The following is a 20770-nucleotide window of genomic DNA, read 5'->3' as shown; positions in this document are numbered from 1 at the left end:
TCAAGCAACATCCATTAAGGAGTTGTGGTAGCTAAGGCTTCAGCCATTAAGGAGGCTTGTATACTTTCACCCAGAGAAACGGCCAGGGGCCAGACATCCTTAATATTATCTAAGGGTTTAATCGGAATTAAAAGACTAACACCCACCCAGGGGGCGCGATGCTTACTAAGTTGGGCCCAACGATCAATCCAAAACCAACGACTGGGGGCGGGATTTCCACCGTTAGGCCAAGCGTACCACTGAGTCACGGCCCAGGTCTGAGTTGCAGTCCAGGCCCTAAAAAATTGAACTTCAATTTCAGCCGGGTCTAATTTTTGGGCGGTGGATTTTATGGAAAAGCGATCGTCACTGAAATCATCGGTTTTCCACCCTAGAAATCCATTCAGATCCATCCATTCCAACTGAGGCTGATCTTTATAGTAATTTTGGGGAAATAATAATACTATTGCTGTCTGATTATCCCGTTTTATTTCTTGTTTTAACCACTTTTTACTGCCCGCACCCAAGGATTCAATTTTAACTGTTTGCCATCCTGGAATCGTCAAACCTTGTTTTCTAATAGTTTGAAGTTGGGGCAAGGTTTTGAGTTGGGGCATATCCATCCATGACCATTTTTTATTAATATAGCCCGGCATTGCTGCACCGATTAATAATATTATCATTAAGATGACAATGATAATTTTAGACTGTTTTTGTCGTAGAATCATATCAGTTATAGAGCTAGGGAATAGGGAATAGGGAATAGTAGGTTATGAGCAGGTTACAAGGTTTATTATTGTCAAATACCTTAATTGGTAGTGCTATATCAGTTATTTTTTATCGGTAGGATTGAAGTCTCCTCACCCTATCAGTAATCAATAAATATTTATTGATCGGGTTGTTCTAATGGGTCTTAGGAATCAATTCCAGTATAATGTTGTAAGCCATTAATTAATACTACCAATAAACCCAACATACAGGCTGAATATAAATCCCCTCCCCAACCTTCATGGAGCCAGGAAAATAACCCCTCTTGACCTGTGCCATGAAACAGCGTTAATAAGGTATTGCGAATAATATTAGCAATCACACTAATTAAGCCCGCACTAACTAAAAAGAAAATACTCAGTTTTTTTGAGTCTAAAAGTCCTGTCCAATAGAGCAACATTAATCCTACATACAAACTGGTAAATAACATTTTTAACCCAGCACAGTGCGGGGCAACTTCAACAATTTGATCATTCACAAACAGATAAATTTGTTCTACATGGACATTCAAGTTAAATTGAATTAGAATAAATCCAGCCACATTAGCAATAAATTTCTGCAAGGGTAAGGCTAGGGGTTCTATTAAATAGGGTAAATGATTCGGGGTTGCTAGTAATACAAACACTAAGGGCATTTTCTGTAATTTTAAGCCTTCAATTCCTTTAAAAGATAGGCAAAGTCCTGCCAACATTAAAGGAAAAGAAAGATTAACTAAATCAGATAAACCGCTCCAATAAAAAATACTACCTATCACAATTAATCCGATTCCTAACGGATGGCTAGTATTGGGTAAACGTTTCCACTGATGCCGCTTTGTCCAGGCAATATAAGCTGCAAAGGGTAAACCAATTAAACCATGACTAAAATATTCATGTTCAATGCTGATCGTTTTATGCAGCCAACCGTCATACCAATGTATTAAAAGTGGTGCATACAATAACACCATTAATATAACAATCATCCAATTTAATAGAGATTTTTCCAGCGTGATTGGAATTTTATGATTGATTTTCATACAATTATTGACGGTTAACCGTTGACCTGAGATCTAAAAGTAGGGGCGAGGTCTTCTCGCCCAATGGATTTAGGAGTAGCTAAGATATAGCAGACTGAATTGATGTCAAAACTCGATTAATTTGGTTAGTTGTTAATCCAGGATATATGGGTAAGGATAGAATTTGTTGACTTAATTTTTCAGCTTGAGGAAAGTCTCCTTCTTTGTAACCTAAATATTGATAAGCCGGTTGTAAATGGCAAGGAATTGGGTAATGAATTCCGACCTGTATTCCCTGTTCCGTTAATTTGTCTTTGAGGGTATCACGGTTAATGGCTGATTCTTCCGTTACCCGAATCGCATACAAATGATAAACATGACCATCCGCACTCTGATTTTCAATCGGAATAATACCCCGTTCTCGCAATAATAGAAGTGACGCATCATATTTTTCGGCGGCAAAATTGCGATCGTGATTCCAAGTGTTTAAATGGGGTAACTTAACATTTAGAATGGCAGCTTGTAAGGTATCGAGACGGCTATTTGTTCCTTTTTCGGTATGGAGATATTTTTGAGGAGCCCCATAATTGCGTAAACTGCGGAGATTTTGAGCCACAATTTCATTCTGGGTCACAACCATTCCCCCATCCCCAAAACAGCCCAAATTTTTACTCGGATAAAAACTAAAAGCCGCGGCTAACCCAATACTTCCCGCACAATAACTTTCTCGCTCGGCTAAATGTGCCTGGGCTGCATCTTCAAAAATAATTAAATCATGGGATGCGGCAAAAGCAAATAGTTGATGGGGGGAAACCATTTGGCCATAGAGATGCACCGGAATAATGGCTTTGGTTTTTTTTGTTACCACCTGCTCTGCATGATTGAGATCAATCAGTGCCGTATGGGGGTCACAATCGACTAATATCGGAGTGGCTCCCGCGTGTAATACCCCGATCAGGGTAGCAATAAAAGTATTAGCCGGAAGCAGAACTTCATCCCCAGGTTTAATTCCACAGGCTTGTAGACCCAGAGCGATCGCATCGGTTCCACTGGCTACTCCTACCCCATAGGGTACACCACAGGCTTTAGCAAAGGCGATTTCAAATTCTGTTAGGGCTTGACCTAAAACAAAGTCACCCTTATCCACTACAGCCTGGATCGCAGCTTGAATTTCGGGTTTAAGCGGTTCGTGGATCAAACTCAAATCCACAAAGGGAACAGGAGCTAGGGTGCTAGTCATACAGGAATCATCAGCATATATCAGCAACACCAGCATAGCTTAGGGTGTTGGCTGTTAGCTGAGGAGGTGTTGATGGATTATCTGGAAACCCGACTCGAACAGGCTGAAACTTTAGAGTTATTTTTTTGGTCAAGGGAAAAGAAAATTCAGTTTAATGTTAACGAGAAAGAATATGAACGTCTCAAAAGTCATGCTGAATCAGAAGGATTATCAATGGCTGAAGTTCTTAGGGATTACATTAAAACCCTCACACCCCCTAAAGGGGGTCGCACTACATCCCACGACTGAAGTGCGTGGGCTTTGTGCGAGGTTGTTGTAAGATCAGGATCGAAACTAGAAAATTTGGAGTATAAAGGTCTGGTTAGCTTAATTTATTCTCAATATCGATAACAAGGGAAACCACAAAAACTATGCCACAATTGAATCTGATTGATCCCAATGTCAACGGGAATCTCGGATCTATATCTTCTCCCGTTACTAACGGTCACACCCCTTTTCCATACCACCGTGATCATCGGGATCAAACCTCAGAGCATAAGGCAATTCAAACGATTCAACAACTCGAACTCGATTTGAATGCAACTAATCAACAATTGATTGATGCCGATGCCGTTACTATGATCAAATGGGCGGCAGAAATATTTGGTGATGGCTTGGTCATGAGTACCAGTTTTGGAATTCAAGCGGCGGTGATGTTGCATTTAGTCACTAGCGTTGTTCCGAATATTCCGATTATTTGGGTTGATACGGGTTATTTACCCACAGAAACCTATATTTTTGCCGAACAGTTAACAGAACGTCTCAACCTGAATTTAAAAGTATATCAATCTCCTATGAGTCCGGCACGAATGGAAGCTTTACAGGGTCGGTTATGGGAAAAAGATGATATTGAATCTTTAAATTATTACGACAAAATTCGTAAGGTTGAACCGATGCAACGGGCTTTAAAAGAATTAAAGGCAACGGCTTGGTTAGCGGGATTACGCGCTGATCAAACCCATCATCGCAAAACATTAAATCCAGTTGTTCAACATTCGGGAAGATACAAAGTTCATCCGATTTTGTCTTGGAATTCTAGGGATATTTACCAATATTTAACTGCCCATGATTTACCCTACCATCCCTATTTTGATCTGGGTTATACCACCGTGGGAGATTGGCATTCTAGCCGTCCTTTAATGGCAACGGACGAAAATGAACGGGATACTCGTTTCCGGGGTTTAAAACAGGAATGTGGTTTACATTTACCCCAAACAGAAGAAGAAGCAAAAAGTTTGGATTCCAGTTTCTTATAAGACGAATCTGGGAGATTGAAAACGAGTGTGTTCCCCATCTGTACAAGGGCCTGCTCCCATTTTGATGAGGGCAGGTTTTATAAGTACCTAAACAAAATTAATTACACATCCTCTACCCTGTTCCCTCCCCCCCTAGCCCCCCGTGCACGGGGGGTTTGGGGGGGCTGTTCCGGTGTTCCCTCTCTCAACTAGGTAATTTATTTTGTGCAACTACTTAGCACTATTTAAGGGTTTTTCAATGGAGTTCCACAGCGTTTACAAAAACGGGCGTCTTTGTCATGCACTGACCACCCACACCCGGAACAAATCGTTTCTATTTGATTAGTTGTTTTGAGTAGTTGTTTGATTAAATCTCCTAATTGCCAAGGAATTAAAGCAATTCCGGTTAATATCATTAAAATTGTTAAAAATCTTCCCATATCTGATATCGGGGTAACATCCCCAAACCCTACGGTGGTCATGGTGACGACGGAAAAATAAACCGCATCTAAGAAGGTTTTAAACACTTCTGGGTTAACGGGATGTTCGACTTGATAAATTAAGCCAGAAAAGATAAAAATAATAGTTAATAGGGTAAAAATAATGCGAGCTAAAATGACTCCATCTTCGCTTTTAATCCTGAAAATTGAGATTTTAACATCAATAAATCTAATTAATCGGAGGATTCTAAACCAGCGAAAGATTCTCAAATAACCAATATTTAAAAATCTTAAATAACCCTGTAAAATAATAACTAAATCAATAATAGATAAAGGATTGAATATAAATTCTTTTTTATTATCAGCCACCCAAAATCGAATTAAATACTCAATTGTAAAACAAATTAAAATCACAAAATCCAGTAATTCTAACCGAGAATGAACTACATCAGAAAGAGGATAGGTTTGGGCGATAAAACTGGTTAAGGAGATTAAAATTAATCCGGTTAAGGTTAAATTAACGGTTTTTCCGATGGGGGTGTTAATATCTTCTAAATAAAAAGCGACTTGCTGGCGAGCTTTTTCTAAAAAATTAAATCTATGCTCATTCCAATTCATCATGATAGAAACTTGACCCTATCGGTCGAAGGAAAGTGAATTATTTTCAATGAATTTATTCTATTGATTTTAATAATAACTCTAGGATTTCTTGGCGGTCTTTCTGCTCGGTTTTCGGTTGTTCATCTAACCAATTAATCGCTCGATTTCTACCATTTTCCGCCGCAATAATTAAAGTTCCCCAGGTTTTTAATTCCAACTGTTCTGGATTTTCTAATAAAGCCGCATTCAGACGATTTTTAATCCGTCCGCCATTTGATCTTAATAAATTGGTAATTTCTTGTTGATTTCCTGGGCTATTTTTTAACACTTCTAGGGCTTCCGTCCAGCGTCCATCAATTAAACTGGCTAATACCTGTTGACTCGGACTTGCCCAGGCTGCAACGGCTTGAGCTTTGGTAATTTTAGCATGAAATTCAATTAAATCTAACTGGGCTTGAACGGCTGTTGACCATTTCAAATTAGGACTATTTCCAGAGACTATATTTTTTTTCAACGGTTTAATTAAATTCAATGCTGGCGACCATAACCCACTACGAGCCAATCTTAAAGACTGTCGATAATTATAATTATCTAAAAATATCTCATCTAAAGAAATAGCCGTTAATTGAATCGGGTTAGGAATAAATTGCAAAGGTTGGACTTGATAAATACTAAATTGAGGCTCTAGCCCAATAGTTTGTTCAATTAATAATTCTGGATCTTTGCCTCCGGTGACTTCCTGCCAAATCGGTTGTTGTCCGGCGGCACTTTTCCATTCTAACATCATGCTCAAATAATGGCGACTCGGATTGTAATGCAGAATCTGTCCATAAGGAACGGTTTTATCTCCCACCACCCGCTCACTATTAAGATTAAACCAGACCCCCCCTTGAGGAACTTTTCCTTTAAATTGTGTCAGTCGAGTTAGGGGTAAGGGCTTATTAGAACCCTGTTGATTAGATTCGGTTCCAATTAGGGAAGCAATCACAAAAGATTCGGCTGGCCCTTGGGTATCAAGTTGCTGCATTAACCGATAATATTGAGTGCTACCCTGGCGTTGATAGGGGGTTTGAACGGCTTCATAAACCCGCACCTGCACAATTTCTTGACAAGTCCCTTCGCAGGGATGGGTAACACTAGAGTCACGGGTTTTTAAAATAGGAATTAATAAATCATTCGACTTTTGAACAATAGCATCTGAATTTATCAATAAAGAGTTAAATGGGACTGCGGATTTTTGCTCATTCCCCGTTTTTGAAATGGAATCAACCATCGGTAAAGTTAGGGATTTCCCCACCATGAACCCTTCTGTTTTGAGGGCTTGATTAATTTCATCTAAGGTAACAATTGAGTCGCGGCGTTGTAGGGGAATTTGTGTCCAACTGGGTAACAATTGATTTAACCAAACTCCAATATCAGGATTAACAATTAGTTGATAACTAAACCAGGCACAGCCCCCAATTAAGGCAGTTCCTCCGAATAGTAAAGTAAAGGCAACCCCGTCGGCTATCCATTTTTTCCAAAATCGGCTAATCGGTTGGGACGGTTTAGATTTCGGAGGTTGGGGGGCTGTTTTTTTCCCCGCAGGTAAAGCAGCCGTTTGGGGACGTCGATTTGGACGACGCTGTTGCCCTGATTTGGCAGGGGTTTTAGCCGTTTTAGGCTGAGGTTTTTGGGGTTGACTCTTTTTTCTAGGCGAGGGTTGATGACCTGTCTCTAAAGGATTCATCATGGATTCGGATTAGGATGGGATTAGGCTAACGACGCAGCAATACTTGTTCATAAAGTTCACCGGCTCGTTCCCAAGTATATTCAGTTTCTATTAATAATCTCCCATTTTGCGACAATTGTTCCCTCAGATGGGGATGTTCAAACAGTCGGCTGATGGTTTCTACATATTCTGCCACGGTGTTAGCCCGGAGAGCACGATGGGGATCATTGGGCCCATCAACGGCCAAACCTTCTAAACCGCGATCGCTGGCCACCACGGGAACTCCTGCGGCCATGGCTTCTAGGGTTTTATTTTTAATTCCAAAACCCGTTCGCATTGGAATCACACAAACAGTTGCTTGATGTAGATATTCTGCCATTGATGGGACTTGTCCTGTCACTTCAATTCCTGGTAATGCCGATAATTCTGACACCTGTGGTACGGGTCTAGCTCCCACAAGCGCAAGTGTGGCATCTGGATAACACTGTTGTACTTGCGGAAATATCTCTAAACTCAAATAACGAGCCGCATCAATATTAGCTAAGTTATCCATTGCCCCAATAAAAATCAATCGGTGTCCTCCGGGATCAGAGGTTTTATAGGGAAATTTGTCAAAATCTACGCCATTGGCGATGACTTCAAATTGGGCTTGGGGGTTGAAATCTTGCAGTTGCTGGCGATCTTCTTTTGTTGTTGCCACAATTGCAGAAAATTTTGAGCAGTAGCGTTGTTCGTAGCGATAGAGTAGGGGAAGGTTTAAGCGATCGCGTAGAGGTTGTTCTGCGGTTCGGGTTTCTAACTGTTGGCGACAGGTGCCGTAAACTGAACTGTGAACGTTGACAACGGTTTTGAGTTGATTTTTCCACTGCGGACGAACATAAATTTCATTAACGCTATGTTCGCAAGTGATCACTTCACATTTTCCCCCCTGCACAAATTTATCGATCCATTGTTGCATCGCCTTTGAATAATTAGACAGTACACTCGGTGGAGTACCCTGAATCAGAAATTGACCAAACCGTTGGACTTTTCCCCAAATACCCCCTTTTCCCGAATTTTTTGGACGAGGAAAAACAACTAATTCATCAACGTATTCTCGCAACTCCTCAATTTCAACATCTGTGACATCGGCAGATCTTTGAGTGACAACAGTGATAGAATGGTTCCTGCTCAAGTATTTAAGTAGGTTAAATGTTCGCACTTGTGTTCCCCCTCGACTGGGAGGATAGGGATAGGTTGAAGAAATCATTAAAATTTTCATATAATTTTCGTTTTTCCAAACTATGGGTTATATTGTAATCCGTTAGTAGATATTTTGACGATTCATTCTTCTGGAGATTTAGCTATGTCATCATGCGGGATCTACACCTTTGGTAATGATTACGTTTATGATCAATTAATTGCTTTACTGAACAGTATTGAAGCTAATGTGGGTACAGATTTTCCAGTATGTATTATCCCTTATGATCAACGACTCGATAAAATTCTCCCAGAAATTCGTGCTAGAAAGCAGGTGACTTTATATGATGATTGGGAATCGATCAAAGAATGGGATCATTTTGTTAAAGAAGTTTGGGCTAGTCATCCCCGATCTAAAGATGTTAATGGAAATCGCGAATTTTGGTTCTATCAAGGTAATACGCATCGGAAATTAGTCAGTTTTAATGGTCTGTTTGAAAAATTTGTTTTTTATGATACTGATAGTTTAGCCATGAAGCCACTCAATAACTTATTTGAGAAGCTCGATCATTACGATTTTGTCTTTGATGACTGGGAGCATATCAAAGCAGAAAAAATAGCAGCTTTAAATATACCTTTAATTGAGAACACCGGAATCTATAAAGAAAAAGATATTCGTCCTAAACTTCACTGTTCTAGCTTTTTTGGTTCAAAAAAAGGGCTATTTAACAAGTCAGATTTAGTCAACTTTAAAAAGCAGTTAATTGACAATAGAGAAGTAGAATGGATTAACGGAAAAGCTTGGTGGGATGAAGCTGCTTTGTTTACTTATATGACACTGAGAGCGGAGCGATCGTTTTTTAACTATACTTTGAGTTCAGATGGAAGTGAAAGAACAGGCAATTGCGCTAATGCTGATCCATTTGTTAATATAGACAATGTTCTCTACAACCAGGAGAAATTGAAACCCATTCATCGAATTCACTATATGGGTTACTCTTCTGTTGATTTTGGGCGTTTATCTCAGGGTGAAGATGTTCATATTCCTTATCAAGATGTGTTTTTACATTACCGTTTTCTTAAGCAACCCGAGTTGAAGCCTCAAAAATTAAAGTTTCCGAGTTTCTGGGTAAAAATGAAGAGAAATCTGGGAAATATCACCCAAAAAATCAAAAAAAAATTTGCAACCATTGGAGGATAATACCATTAAAATTGGGATTAATCTGTAATGTACAAAACACTACCACGATTTGCAGAACCGAGTAATTTATGCCCTGCTTGATAATGATAAACTCATGACTAAAGTTACCGTCTGTATCCCAACTTTTAACCGCTATCACATACTACCCTTTGCCATTGAAAACGTTCAAAAACAAACTTATTCCGATTGGGAATTAATCGTTTGTGATGACGGCTCAACCGACGAAACTCCAGAGTTAATGGCTAAATATCAAGATCCGCGTATCCGTTATATCCGCCATCGGCAAAATATTGGCAAAAGTAATAATATGCGTTCAGGGTTTGAGGCCGCAACGGGGGACTATTTCATTAAATTTGATGATGATGATCGGCTCACTCCTGAATTTCTGGAGAAAACAATAGCTATTTTAGATCAATATCCTGAAGTAGATTTTGTCGGAACCGATCACTGGATTATTGATATTAATAATCAGCGAGATGAAAGCGCAACTAAACAGAATTCTCAACGGTGGGGAAGAACCAAACTTACGGAAGGAATCGTTAACAATTTATTAGAAGTTGTCTTCATTCAACAAAGTTTTCAGGTGGGAGCAACCTTATTTTGTCGTCAAGATTTATTAGATGTAAACTTCATGCGTCCTAATTTACAGAACTGTGAAGATAATGATTTATTTGTTCGGTTAGCATTAGCAGGAAAATCTGGATATTACTTACCACAACGCTTAATGGAATATCGGGTTCATGCTGAACAGCAAGGAATTAACCGAGCGATTCCCTATTTACGCGATAAATTGAATTATTTAGACAGTTTTAAATTTGAGCCAGAAACTTGCGAATCTATTCGTCAATCCCGTCTGGCTGAAACGCAATTATTATTAGGATTACGGTTAATTGAAACCGGAGAAACTCAAACAGGACGACAACTGGTTTGGCAGGGAAAATCTTATTCCACTCTCAAAGCAGGGACAGGATTAATTTTATCTGTTTTACCCATGAAATTAAGACAATCTGCTTTTGATCAGTTGCGAAAATTGCAAAATAGATAATATAATATCTAGGAATGACGGAAAATCTATGAAATCTTGTTTTTTCTCAATATCTCGAAATGTTAGAGAATTTGATGCTTGTGACAATTTTAGAATTAGCACAAGGGTTTAGTCAAAGCGGAGTCCTCATCTGTTATGTTGTGGGGTAGATAACACCCATAACACCCCCAGTACACCGATCTCGCTTCAGATCGGTGTTTTTGTAAATGTCTCGCCGTTGGTATGGACGATTATCTCAGTAAACCCGTCGAAGCGGAAGAATTAGAAGCCGTTTTAATGAAGCTGATCAACTCGAAAATGCAATAAAACAGGAAAATATTACCCTATGTGCAGAACAGGTGGAAAAAATTCAACAAAATTTAGAAACCCTAAAAGTTTACATTGAACAGTATTTCAATCTAATTTAACCAATTTAACCTAAAATTAGATGATAAAATTTTAGAATCAATAATTGCCCGATTTTTTATTTTTCCCAGTTCTATGACCCAGGATGTTCGGCAGTGGCTCGATGAAATTAAGCGCTTGAAACAACAGTTGGCACAAACCCAACTGGATCTGAACGCGGCGGTCGAAAGTTCCGACCAATGGCGACAACGCTACAATACTGAAGCCCAACAACGACGCCAAGAAGCCGGACGCTATTTAGAACAAGTGGGAGAACTGCGGGGAGAGTTGGAACGATGGCAACGCCTGTCTCCACTTCCCAATGAGTTACAGGTGCGGGTCGCAGTTCGTCAAGAAATTGATCAGTTAAAAACTTTGGATGAAGTTAAGGCAAAATTAATTGAGGTGATGTTAGAACGCGATCGCTCTCGTGAACAAATTCATCAACTTGTTGAAGCCTTGGATACCGAAAAAACCGCTCATCTGGAAACTCGCAATAGTTTAACTATGGCTTTAGGCGATACGGTTGATTTACTCACCAAAGCCCAAAATCAATCCCAGTCTGGAACTTCAATTTTCACTATTTCCCAACTTCCCGAATCTCAAATCTTACCCCAACTTCCAGCCATTGAAGACAGTTGAAACAGTTATCAGTTAACAGTTAACAGTTAACAGTTATCAGTCATCAGTTAACAGTTAACAGTTTATTACCCAAAACCCAAAACCCATTACCCAAAACCCATTACCCATTACCCATTACCCATTACCCATTACCCATTACCCATTACCCATTACCCCTTCCCCCTTCCCTATTCTATGACCTTAAATTTTGATCAACAAATGATGCAGCAATGCTTGAAATTAGCCCGTCAAGCATTAGGAAAAACTGCACCTAATCCTCTAGTCGGTTGTGTAATTGTTCAAGACGGAAAAATTATTGGAGAAGGATTTCATCCGGGGGCGGGTGAACCTCATGCCGAAGTTTTTGCCCTGAGAAATGCCGGAGAACAAGCAAAGGGAGCAACGGTTTATGTGAATTTAGAACCCTGTAATCATTTTGGTCGGACTCCCCCCTGCACAGAAGCCCTAATTGCAGCAAAAATAGCTAAGGTTGTAGTGGGAATGGTTGACCCCAACCCCTTAGTTTCAGGTACAGGAATTCAACGCTTAAAAGATGCAGGAATTGAGGTAATTGTAGGCATAGAAACAGCAGATTGTCAACAGTTAAACGAAGCATTTACGCATCAAATTCTGCATCATCAACCCCTAGGAATTTGGAAATATGCAATGACATTAGATGGAAAAATTGCCACCACAACGGGTCATAGTTATTGGGTTACGGGAACAGAAGCCCGACAAAAAGTTCATCAGTTACGAGTCGCTTGTGATGCGGTAATTGTTGGGGGAAATACCGTCCGACGAGATAATCCGTTGCTGACAACTCACGATGCTGGGGAACCCAACCCCTTGCGAGTGGTGATGAGTCGCACCTTAGATTTACCCAAACAAGCCCATTTATGGGACACTCAAGAGGCGAAAACTTTAGTTATAACAGAGGAGGGTATAAATCCAGATTTCCAACATTTTCTACAGAATAAGGGGGTAGAGGTCGCGGAATTGTCGCCCTTAACACCCGCCCAAGTCATGACTTATTTCTACAAACGTCAATTTTTATCGGTGTTGTGGGAATGTGGGGGAACCCTAGCCACCAATGCACTCCAAGATGGCAGCATTCATAAAATTTTAGCCTTTATTGCCCCTAAAATTATTGGGGGAAGTGGGGCACCTTCTCCGGTGGAAGATTTGGGTTTTACTCAAATGACAGAGGCACTTTTATTAGAAAGAATGACTTGGGGTTCTGTGGGTTGTGATTTGTGGATTGAAGGTTATTTATCTCCAGCTTAATTATGAGCGAAATTGCTGTATTAAGTCTGATGGTCAGTAGTCTAGGAATTGATGCGGTTTTACTCGCTAACTGGCTCTGTTCCATCCAAATAAATGTAGAATTAGAACAGGAGGAGGAAGAAACATTGACTCGTTACGACTCAGAAGATATTAAAAAAATGCGTGCAAAACCCTTACAATCTAATGGCTATTCTAATCCTGAATCCCCTGAACATTTAGTTAAGGAATGGGAATACAAGATTGTCCGCGCCAGTCAAGATGTATTTCGCAATCCCACTGTTTTTAAACAGTTATGTCAGGAAGAAGCAGAAACGGGCTGGATTTTAGTGGAAAAATTAGATGACCGACGGGTTAGATTTAAACGTTTAACAGGATTAGAAACTCAAGAAAACCCCTATCAAATTAAGCAAGATCCCTATCGTTCTACCTATGGAAAATCTAATAATTTAGGATCTTGGTTAACGGTTTTGGCTTTTATTACTGCGATTATTTTACCCGCTTATTTGGGATTTTCATTAGTTGCCATGAGCTTTAATAAATCCTATCAAAATTCTCCAACAACCCTTTCATCTCCTGAGCCGGAAGTTCCTCCGGCTTACCCTGAAAACTGAATTAACAGCATTAATATGGCAAGAGACAATGGCAACAGGTAATCTTGCTATATTACCCATTACCCATTACCCATTACCCATTGTTATTATAAACAGGACTTACGCAGTTACGCTATAGGCATATCGCCTTTCTGTTTGAATCAGGAGATGTCAGACCTTAATGCGCTATATATAGCGTCCTTGCGTAAGTCCTGATATTATCTTCTACTGCACCGTTTCCTGATATTCCACCCACAAATAATTCAAACTCAGGAATACAAAGTAAAGCGATCGCAAGTTTGTGCTCATTTAAGGATAGACTTAAGTACATGGAATTTTGGATCTTAATAGATCTTAATCTATAGAAGTTATTGAGGGACAGCGACACCTTCGAGCCCCATTCGGAGAGCGTCTATCTCTGAACCCCCTGCCGACAAGTGTTCGCGTAACACCTGTGCTATAGGGTTGAAGCGCTGCACCCTGACTTCTTAAAGCTCACTGATCACAATAATTGCTCTTTTTTAGAGGAGGCAGCAGGAGGTATTCATGGATTTTTTGTCCTTGTTCTTAATGGACTTCGTTAAGCAGTTGCAGTCCCCAACACTTGGGTTTTTGATTGGTGGTATGGTCATTGCCGCTCTCGGTAGCGAATTGGTAATTCCAGAGGCGATTTGTCAGATCATCGTCTTCATGTTGCTCACCAAAATCGGTCTGACCGGTGGTATTGCGATCCGCAATTCCAACCTGACGGAGATGGTGTTACCCGTACTGTTTGCTATAACAGTAGGGATTGTTGTTGTATTCATCGCGCGTTATACTTTGGCCAAGCTGCCGAAGGTCAAAACCATAGATGCGATTGCGACCGGGGGGTTATTTGGTGCTGTGAGTGGCTCTACCATGGCTGCCGCCCTGACGCTACTGGAAGAACAAAACATCCAATACGAGGCATGGGCTGCCGCACTCTATCCCTTCATGGATATCCCAGCGCTCGTAACGGCGATTGTGGTAGCCAACATTTATCTCAACAAGAAGAAGGTTAGTGCAGCAGGCGAGTCTCTCAGCAAGCAGCCCGTGGCGGCAGGTAATCATCCCGATCAGCAAGATTATCCCAGCACCCGGCAAGAGTATCTCAGCAATCAGCAGTCTGAGGATAATCGGGTCAAAATATGGCCGATCATACAGGAAAGCCTTCAGGGGCCTGCCCTATCGGCAATGTTGCTCGGCATTGCTCTTGGCCTGTTGACCCAGCCGGAAAGTGTCTATAAAAGCTTCTACGATCCCCTCTTCCGTGGCTTGCTTTCGATCTTGATGCTGGTCATGGGTATGGAGGCTTGGTCAAGGATTGGCGAACTGCGTAAGGTAGCCCAGTGGTACGTTGTTTATAGCATAGTAGCACCCCTGCTGCATGGGTTCATCGCCTTCGGTCTCGGCATGATTGCCCACTACACCACGGGATTCAGTCTAGGCGGTGTTGTGATCCTGGCCGTAATCGCGGCTTCGAGTTCAGACATCTCAGGCCCACCCACGTTGCGAGCCGGGATTCCGTCGGCTAATCCCTCCGCCTACATCGGCGCATCCACAGCCATAGGTACACCCGTTGCGATCGGCTTGGCAATACCGCTCTTCCTTGGGCTCGCCCAGGCGATCGGTGGCCGATAATCTCAGACGGGTCGCGGTCTGTCGGCGATCCCTTGGCTCGGCAGACCAAGCAACTTAATATACAAGACAATACACATAGGTAAGGAGGTAACCAACATGGCCAAGCAAGCCAAAAAGCTCGTCATCGTCACGGAAAAGATTCTGCTGAAAAAGATCGCCCATATCATCGAAGAAGCCGGGGCAACTGGTTATACGGTTCTGGAAACTGGCGGTAAAGGTAGTCGTAACGTGCGCTCGTCGGGACAACCTAGCGTTTCTGACACCCAGGCGAATATAAAGTTTGAGGTGCTCACCCCGGATCGGGATATAGCCGACAAGATTGCGGATCAGGTCGCAATAAAGTTTTTCCTCGATTATGCGGGCATTATCTATATCTGTGACGCGGAGGTACTGTACGGACACAGTTTCTGCGGGCCAGACGGTTGTTGAATCGAGACGACACAGATCTAAAAAGCCGGGGCATAGCCCCAGCTTTTTAGCTATATTCCGCACACTATAAAATAGAAATAATTTTACTCAAAACCATCATAGCCGAACTCAAAAACTTATATATTTAAAATTTTTACCATTAAACTGAATTTTCTTTTCCCTTGACATACTCTATTTAAGACTCTATTATCAGAGTATAGCAAGGATGTTCCTCGCTTATCTGGTCAGATGTTCTGACCTCCTTAAAAACAAGTTGTCAATGGCGAGAAAAAGGCAACCACTGTGATTATCCCTGTTGACTACAGAAAGCTCCGAAAAATCTTGGCAGAGCCAAAGACTGTAATAGTCGTAGCCGTCAATTGGGACGAGGTACTTGGCATTCCTCAGAGTCTCGTACTCTCCTCTAATATTGCTGTGAAGCAATTCTGGAAACAGTAGGGGGCAACTCCATGAATACCGAGCAATCGGGGCTAGACAGGAGAATCCCACGCGGTTCACCCGTGGGAGTGTCAACCCCTGGCAATCCTATAGAATTGCTATAGATTTTAATATTAAAACAATGTCTCAAAAAACTCATCCGTTACAGCGTCTTCTACAGTATGCTCGTCCCTATCAAAAAACGATTGGGTTAGCAACGGTTTATTCAGTTTTAAATAAAATCTTTGATTTAGCCCCTCCGGTATTAATTGGATGGGCCGTTGATGTTGTGATTAACCCCAAGGTTTCCTTCCTATCCCAGTGGGGGATTCAAGGAGCGTTTAATCAATTGTTGATGTTATCGTTTTTAAGTTTAATAATTTGGAGTTTAGAATCGGTTTTTGAATATGCTTATAAAGTCTTATGGCGAAATTTAGCCCAAACCTTGCAACATAATCTCAGATTAGATGCCTATGGACATTTACAAAACTTAGAATTAGCCTATTTTGAAGAACGTAGTAGTGGCGGTTTAATGTCAATTTTAAATGATGATATTAACCAGCTAGAAAGGTTTTTAGATATGGGGGCGAATGAAATTATCCAAGTAATTACCACGGTAATTGTGATTGGAGCAGCCTTCTTTATTTTAGCACCAACCGTTGCTTGGTGGGCAATGTTTCCGATGCCTTTTATTGTTTGGGGTTCGGTTTGGTTTCAGAAATTACTCGCCCCCCGTTATGCTGATGTTCGTGAAAAAGTCGGGTTACTAAATGGACAACTGGCGAATAATTTGGGCGGTATTACTACTATTAAAAGTTTTACCGCCGAACAGTACGAAATCCAAAGAATTACCGAACATAGTGAAGCCTATCGCCAAAGTAATCGTCGAGCAATTTCCCTATCTTCCGCTTATGTTCCAGTAATTAGAAGTTTGATTTTATTTGGATTTATTGCCACCTTATTATTAGGAGGTTTACAAGTAACTTCAGGACAGTTAGCCGTAGGAACCTATAGCGTTTTAGTGTTTATTACTCAACGATTATTATGGCCGTTAACCCGCCTCGGAGATACCTTTGATCAATATCAACGGGCGATGGCTTCTATTAACCGGGTGATGAATTTATTAGATACTCCAATAGAAATTCATACCGGGGATATAGCCCTACCTGTGGCTTTCGTCAGGGGAGAAATAGAGTTAAAAAATGTCTATTTTTCCTATCAAAATCGAAATCAGATTATTCAAGATTTATCCCTAAAAATTCCCGCCGGACAAACTATTGCCATTGTCGGTGCTACGGGGTCGGGAAAAAGTACCTTAGTAAAACTATTATTGAGGTTATATGAAATTAATGCCGGGGTAATTACTATAGATGGCATTGAATTAAACCAGTTGAAATTAGAGGATTTACGGCAAGCCATTGGCTTAGTTAGTCAGGATGTTTTCTTGTTTCATGGAACCGTTGCCGAAAATATTGCTTATGGCTCCTTTGATGCGTCCTTAACTGATATTATTGAAGCGGCAAAAATCGCCGAAGCCGATGAATTTATTCGGGATTTACCCGATAGATATGAAACAATTGTAGGAGAAAGAGGTCAGAAATTATCCGGCGGACAGCGACAACGGATTGCTATCGCCCGGGCGGTCTTAAAAAATCCGCCTATTTTAATCCTAGATGAAGCGACATCGGCCGTGGATAATGAAACCGAAGCAGCGATTCAACGCTCCTTAGAAAAGATTACCAAAAATCGGACAACAATTGCGATCGCCCATCGGCTTTCAACGGTTAGAAATGCCGACTGTATTTATGTGATGGAACAGGGAAAATTAGTTGAATCTGGAACCCATGAAAACCTCTTAGAAGCGCCGGGTATTTATGCGGGTTTATGGCGGGTACAGTCCGGGTTAAATTAGGGCCAACGGTGTCAGGTGAACCAGATGCAACCTGGAAATGCTAGAATAACCAATGATTTATTCAAAACCGATAAATTTTCGTAACTATATTCTGTTCTTGCCATGTTAAAAGCTCTGTTAGGTGATCCGAATGCGCGTAAACTTAAAAAATATCAGCCTCTTGTCACGGATATCAACATTTTAGAGGAAGAAATTCAAAGCCTCTCGGATGAACAACTGCGGGCCAAGACAGGAGAGTTTAAGGAAAAATTAGCCAAAGCCAGAAATCGAGACGACGAAAACCAGATTCTCGATGAAATTCTCCCAGAAGCGTTTGCCGTTGTCAGGGAAGGCGGAAAGAGAGTTTTGGGAATGCGGCACTTTGACGTCCAAATGCTAGGGGGGATTATTCTCCACACGGGGCAAATTGCCGAGATGAAAACCGGGGAGGGAAAAACTCTAGTTTCCACCCTTCCCGCCTACCTGAACGCCTTAGCCGGAAAAGGGGTTCACGTCATCACCGTCAACGATTATCTGGCGCGACGGGATGCCGAATGGATGGGACAAATTCACCGCTTTCTAGGGCTAAGTGTGGGGCTAATTCAGCAGGAAATGAGTCCCGACCAACGGCAGAAAAACTACAACTGTGATATTACCTACGGTACAAACAGTGAAATGGGGTTTGACTACCTGCGGGACAACATGGCGACTTCTATGGATGAAGTGGTGCAGAGGGTATTTAACTATTGCATTATTGATGAAGTAGACTCGGTTTTAGTTGATGAAGCCCGGACGCCTTTAATTATTTCTGGTCAAGTTGAACGTCCGAGTCAAAAATATATGCGGGCGGCGGAAGTTGCCCAAATGATGCAAAAAGAAGAACATTATGAAGTCGATGAAAAAGGCCGTAATGTTCTGATGACCGATGAAGGTTTTGCCAGGGCGGAAGAACTATTTGGGGTGCAAGATTTATATGATCCTAATGATCCTTGGGCGCACTTTGTTTTTAATGCTTTAAAAGCCAAAGAATTATTTATTAAAGACGTCAACTATATTATCGGTAATGAGGAAGTAATTATCGTTGATGAATTTACCGGACGGGTGATGCCGGGACGTCGTTGGAGTGACGGTTTACACCAAGCCATTGAAGCTAAAGAACGGGTCGATATTCAACCGGAAACCCAAACTTTAGCGACTATTACTTATCAAAATTTCTTCCTATTATATCCCAAATTATCGGGGATGACCGGAACTGCAAAAACTGAAGAAGCCGAATTTGAACGCATCTATAAGCTGCAAGTTACTATTATTCCGACTAACCGGATTACCGGACGGGAAGATTTACCCGATGTGGTCTATAAAACCGAAGAAGGAAAATGGACTTCCATTGCTGAAGAATGTGCGGATTTACATAAAGAAGGCCGTCCGGTTTTAGTCGGAACAACTAGCGTCGAAAAATCAGAAATTCTCTCGAATTTATTACAACAACGCAAAATTCCCCATAATTTATTAAATGCTAAACCCGAAAACGTCGAACGGGAATCGGAAATTATTTCCCAAGCCGGACGCAAAGGGGCCGTTACTATTTCTACTAACATGGCTGGACGGGGAACGGATATTATTTTGGGGGGAAATGCGGAGTTTATGGGACGGCTAAAAATGCGCGAGTATTTGATGCCTAAACTTGTTAAACCCGATGATGAAAAGGAATTAGTGATTGCTGGGGTACCGGGTAGCCGTCGCCCCGCAGCCCAAGGATTTGATCAGAATAAAAAACCTAAAACCTGGAAAGTAACGACGCAATTATTCCCTACGGAATTATTAAAACCTACTGAACAAAAACTGAAAGATGCGGTTGATTTTGCCGTGGGAGTTCATGGAGAACGCAATTTAGCAGAGTTACAAGCGGAGGATTTATTAGCCGTTGCTTCGGAAAAAGCTCCCACCACTGACCCGGTAATTCAAAAATTGCGAGAAGTCTATAATTTGATAGTTCATGAGTACGAAAACTTCACCAAACAGGAACATAATGAGGTGGTGGAATATGGTGGACTTCATGTAATTGGAACCGAACGCCATGAATCTCGCCGGATTGATAATCAATTGCGGGGACGGGCTGGACGACAGGGTGATCCGGGTTCCACGCGGTTTTTCTTGAGTTTACAGGATAATTTATTACGGATTTTTGGCGGCGATCGGGTGGCCGGATTAATGGATGCTTTTAATGTGGATGAAGATATGCCCATTGAGTCTAAATTATTAACCCGATCGCTGGAAAATGCCCAACGAAAAGTTGAAACCTACTATTACGATATCCGTAAACAGGTATTTGAATATGACGAGGTAATGAACAACCAACGGCGGGCAATTTATGCTGAACGGCGACGGGTTTTAGAAGGGCAGGATTTGAAAGAACAAGTGATTAAATACGGCGAACAAACCATGGATGATATTGTGGAAGCCTATATTAATCCTGACCTACCTTCAGAAGAATGGGATTTAGAAAGTCTTGTTACTAAATCCAAGGAATTTGTCTATCTGTTAGCCGATTTAACCGCCGAACAATTAGTGGATTTATCGGTAGATGAAATTAAAACTTTCCTCCATGAACAGTTACGCAATGCTTATGATATGAAAGAAAACCAAGTTAATCAAATCCGACCGGGGTTAATGCGCGAAGCTGAACGCTTCTTCATCCTGCAACAAATTGATACCCTGTGGCGGGAGCATTTACAACAAATGGACGCGCTACGGGAGTCCGTAGGTTTACGGAGTTATGGACAAAAAGATCCCTTAATTGAATATAAGAGCGAGGGATATGAATTGTTCTTGGATATGATGACCGATATTCGCCGAAATGTGATTTATTCCATGTTCCAATTCCAGCCTCAACCGTCTGTTGTCTAAGGATTTGAAACGTTCTTGAGCCGGGCTGGAAATTTTATTTTTCAGTTTTTCCTTGACATCCCCAAATAATCGTGTATATTTGAGGAGTGTGAGGAGTGAGATTAATAAAGAAGAAGCACTTGGGGTCGAAACTCGGCCAGACTCCCAGGTGTTTTTT

General features: G+C 41.3%; 17 protein-coding genes. 11 read left to right on the top strand and 6 right to left on the bottom strand.

The genetic code is table 11. From position 1 onward, the window contains the following. Nucleotides 1–14: 14 nt before the first annotated feature. From AC559H_RS12635 to AC559H_RS12625, 3 genes are all read right to left on the bottom strand, one after another. The gene (locus tag AC559H_RS12635; RefSeq protein ID WP_036832020.1) at nucleotides 15–707 is read right to left on the bottom strand and encodes a cyanoexosortase B system-associated protein; all 693 of its coding nucleotides are present in this window, start codon (nucleotides 705–707) and stop codon (nucleotides 15–17) included. 185 nt (nucleotides 708–892) lie between these two features. Further along, nucleotides 893–1762, bottom strand: coding sequence for a cyanoexosortase B (gene crtB, locus AC559H_RS12630; protein ID WP_026795640.1), 870 nt, complete (start codon nucleotides 1760–1762; stop codon nucleotides 893–895). Nucleotides 1763–1841: 79 nt separating this feature from the next. Then, entirely contained in the window at nucleotides 1842–2981 is a 1140-nt protein-coding gene (locus AC559H_RS12625; RefSeq protein ID WP_026785873.1) for a DegT/DnrJ/EryC1/StrS family aminotransferase, read from the bottom strand. 72 nt (nucleotides 2982–3053) lie between these two features. On the opposite strand from AC559H_RS12625, the gene AC559H_RS12620 reads away from it, so the two are divergent. Together AC559H_RS12620 and cysH are read left to right on the top strand one after the other, a co-directional pair. After that, the gene (locus tag AC559H_RS12620) at nucleotides 3054–3269 is read left to right on the top strand and encodes a ribbon-helix-helix protein, CopG family (protein ID WP_036832023.1); all 216 of its coding nucleotides are present in this window, start codon (nucleotides 3054–3056) and stop codon (nucleotides 3267–3269) included. 122 nt (nucleotides 3270–3391) lie between these two features. Next, nucleotides 3392–4276, top strand: a complete 885-nt coding sequence (cysH, locus tag AC559H_RS12615; RefSeq protein ID WP_026785874.1) for a phosphoadenosine phosphosulfate reductase — start codon at nucleotides 3392–3394, stop codon at nucleotides 4274–4276. 224 nt (nucleotides 4277–4500) lie between these two features. Here cysH and AC559H_RS12610 read toward each other — a convergent pair whose 3' ends face one another. The 3 genes from AC559H_RS12610 to AC559H_RS12600 are packed head-to-tail and all read right to left on the bottom strand — an operon-like array spanning nucleotide 4501 to nucleotide 8267. Beyond that, nucleotides 4501–5316 (bottom strand): ion transporter, encoded by an 816-nt coding sequence (locus AC559H_RS12610; RefSeq protein WP_237745561.1) that lies wholly within the window; start codon nucleotides 5314–5316, stop codon nucleotides 4501–4503. 52 nt (nucleotides 5317–5368) lie between these two features. Further along, nucleotides 5369–7027, bottom strand: a complete 1659-nt coding sequence (locus AC559H_RS12605) for a hypothetical protein (RefSeq protein ID WP_071782713.1) — start codon at nucleotides 7025–7027, stop codon at nucleotides 5369–5371. Between the two features lie 25 nt (nucleotides 7028–7052). Beyond that, the gene (locus AC559H_RS12600) at nucleotides 7053–8267 is read right to left on the bottom strand and encodes a glycosyltransferase family 4 protein (protein ID WP_026785876.1); all 1215 of its coding nucleotides are present in this window, start codon (nucleotides 8265–8267) and stop codon (nucleotides 7053–7055) included. Between the two features lie 54 nt (nucleotides 8268–8321). Here AC559H_RS12600 and AC559H_RS12595 point away from each other — a divergent pair, with 54 nt between their 5' ends. The 9 genes from AC559H_RS12595 to secA all read left to right on the top strand — a co-directional run bounded on the left by AC559H_RS12595 (nucleotide 8322) and on the right by secA (nucleotide 20613). Further along, nucleotides 8322–9386, top strand: a complete 1065-nt coding sequence (locus tag AC559H_RS12595; RefSeq protein ID WP_237745562.1) for an Npun_R2821/Npun_R2822 family protein — start codon at nucleotides 8322–8324, stop codon at nucleotides 9384–9386. A 94-nt stretch (nucleotides 9387–9480) separates the two neighbouring features. Then, nucleotides 9481–10431, top strand: a complete 951-nt coding sequence (locus AC559H_RS12590; protein WP_026785878.1) for a glycosyltransferase family 2 protein — start codon at nucleotides 9481–9483, stop codon at nucleotides 10429–10431. Between the two features lie 480 nt (nucleotides 10432–10911). After that, on the top strand, nucleotides 10912–11457 hold the full coding sequence (locus tag AC559H_RS12585; protein ID WP_026785879.1) for a hypothetical protein: 546 nt from the start codon (nucleotides 10912–10914) through the stop codon (nucleotides 11455–11457). A gap of 174 nt (nucleotides 11458–11631) precedes the next feature. Next, complete coding sequence (ribD, locus tag AC559H_RS12580; RefSeq protein ID WP_027248882.1) at nucleotides 11632–12720, top strand: bifunctional diaminohydroxyphosphoribosylaminopyrimidine deaminase/5-amino-6-(5-phosphoribosylamino)uracil reductase RibD; 1089 nt, start codon at nucleotides 11632–11634, stop codon at nucleotides 12718–12720. Nucleotides 12721–12722: 2 nt separating this feature from the next. Then, complete coding sequence (locus AC559H_RS12575) at nucleotides 12723–13331, top strand: hypothetical protein (RefSeq protein ID WP_026798517.1); 609 nt, start codon at nucleotides 12723–12725, stop codon at nucleotides 13329–13331. A gap of 525 nt (nucleotides 13332–13856) precedes the next feature. Continuing rightward, nucleotides 13857–14969: a sodium-dependent bicarbonate transport family permease gene (locus AC559H_RS12570; protein ID WP_026798516.1), complete on the top strand. Its 1113-nt coding sequence runs from the start codon at nucleotides 13857–13859 to the stop codon at nucleotides 14967–14969. Nucleotides 14970–15065: 96 nt separating this feature from the next. Next, nucleotides 15066–15398 carry a P-II family nitrogen regulator gene (locus tag AC559H_RS12565; RefSeq protein ID WP_026798515.1) on the top strand — a complete coding sequence of 111 codons (333 nt, stop codon included), beginning with the start codon at nucleotides 15066–15068 and terminating at the stop codon, nucleotides 15396–15398. A 559-nt stretch (nucleotides 15399–15957) separates the two neighbouring features. Beyond that, a complete protein-coding gene (locus tag AC559H_RS12560; protein ID WP_026798514.1) occupies nucleotides 15958–17727 on the top strand; it encodes an ABC transporter ATP-binding protein in 1770 nt (589 codons plus the stop codon). A gap of 102 nt (nucleotides 17728–17829) precedes the next feature. Next, entirely contained in the window at nucleotides 17830–20613 is a 2784-nt protein-coding gene (gene secA, locus AC559H_RS12555) for a preprotein translocase subunit SecA (RefSeq protein ID WP_026798513.1), read from the top strand. The last annotated feature ends 157 nt before the right edge of the window (nucleotides 20614–20770 follow it).

The organism is Planktothrix prolifica NIVA-CYA 540, assembly GCF_963864145.1.
Lineage (GTDB): Bacteria > Cyanobacteriota > Cyanobacteriia > Cyanobacteriales > Microcoleaceae > Planktothrix > Planktothrix agardhii.
Note: the sequence above shows the minus strand (reverse complement) of the source record. Positions and strands in the feature narration are given on the sequence as shown.

What these genes read in the sequence shown, in the direction of transcription:
- AC559H_RS12635 (WP_036832020.1), bottom strand. Translation starts at nt 707, where the DNA reads ATGATTCTACGACAAAAACAGTCTAAAATTATCATTGTCATCTTAATG.
- crtB (WP_026795640.1), bottom strand. Translation starts at nt 1,762, where the DNA reads ATGAAAATCAATCATAAAATTCCAATCACGCTGGAAAAATCTCTATTA.
- AC559H_RS12625 (WP_026785873.1), bottom strand. Translation starts at nt 2,981, where the DNA reads ATGACTAGCACCCTAGCTCCTGTTCCCTTTGTGGATTTGAGTTTGATC.
- AC559H_RS12620 (WP_036832023.1), top strand. Translation starts at nt 3,054, where the DNA reads ATGGATTATCTGGAAACCCGACTCGAACAGGCTGAAACTTTAGAGTTA.
- cysH (WP_026785874.1), top strand. Translation starts at nt 3,392, where the DNA reads ATGCCACAATTGAATCTGATTGATCCCAATGTCAACGGGAATCTCGGA.
- AC559H_RS12610 (WP_237745561.1), bottom strand. Translation starts at nt 5,316, where the DNA reads ATGATGAATTGGAATGAGCATAGATTTAATTTTTTAGAAAAAGCTCGC.
- AC559H_RS12605 (WP_071782713.1), bottom strand. Translation starts at nt 7,027, where the DNA reads ATGATGAATCCTTTAGAGACAGGTCATCAACCCTCGCCTAGAAAAAAG.
- AC559H_RS12600 (WP_026785876.1), bottom strand. Translation starts at nt 8,267, where the DNA reads ATGAAAATTTTAATGATTTCTTCAACCTATCCCTATCCTCCCAGTCGA.
- AC559H_RS12590 (WP_026785878.1), top strand. Translation starts at nt 9,481, where the DNA reads ATGACTAAAGTTACCGTCTGTATCCCAACTTTTAACCGCTATCACATA.
- AC559H_RS12585 (WP_026785879.1), top strand. Translation starts at nt 10,912, where the DNA reads ATGACCCAGGATGTTCGGCAGTGGCTCGATGAAATTAAGCGCTTGAAA.
- ribD (WP_027248882.1), top strand. Translation starts at nt 11,632, where the DNA reads ATGACCTTAAATTTTGATCAACAAATGATGCAGCAATGCTTGAAATTA.
- AC559H_RS12575 (WP_026798517.1), top strand. Translation starts at nt 12,723, where the DNA reads ATGAGCGAAATTGCTGTATTAAGTCTGATGGTCAGTAGTCTAGGAATT.
- AC559H_RS12570 (WP_026798516.1), top strand. Translation starts at nt 13,857, where the DNA reads ATGGATTTTTTGTCCTTGTTCTTAATGGACTTCGTTAAGCAGTTGCAG.
- AC559H_RS12565 (WP_026798515.1), top strand. Translation starts at nt 15,066, where the DNA reads ATGGCCAAGCAAGCCAAAAAGCTCGTCATCGTCACGGAAAAGATTCTG.
- AC559H_RS12560 (WP_026798514.1), top strand. Translation starts at nt 15,958, where the DNA reads ATGTCTCAAAAAACTCATCCGTTACAGCGTCTTCTACAGTATGCTCGT.
- secA (WP_026798513.1), top strand. Translation starts at nt 17,830, where the DNA reads ATGTTAAAAGCTCTGTTAGGTGATCCGAATGCGCGTAAACTTAAAAAA.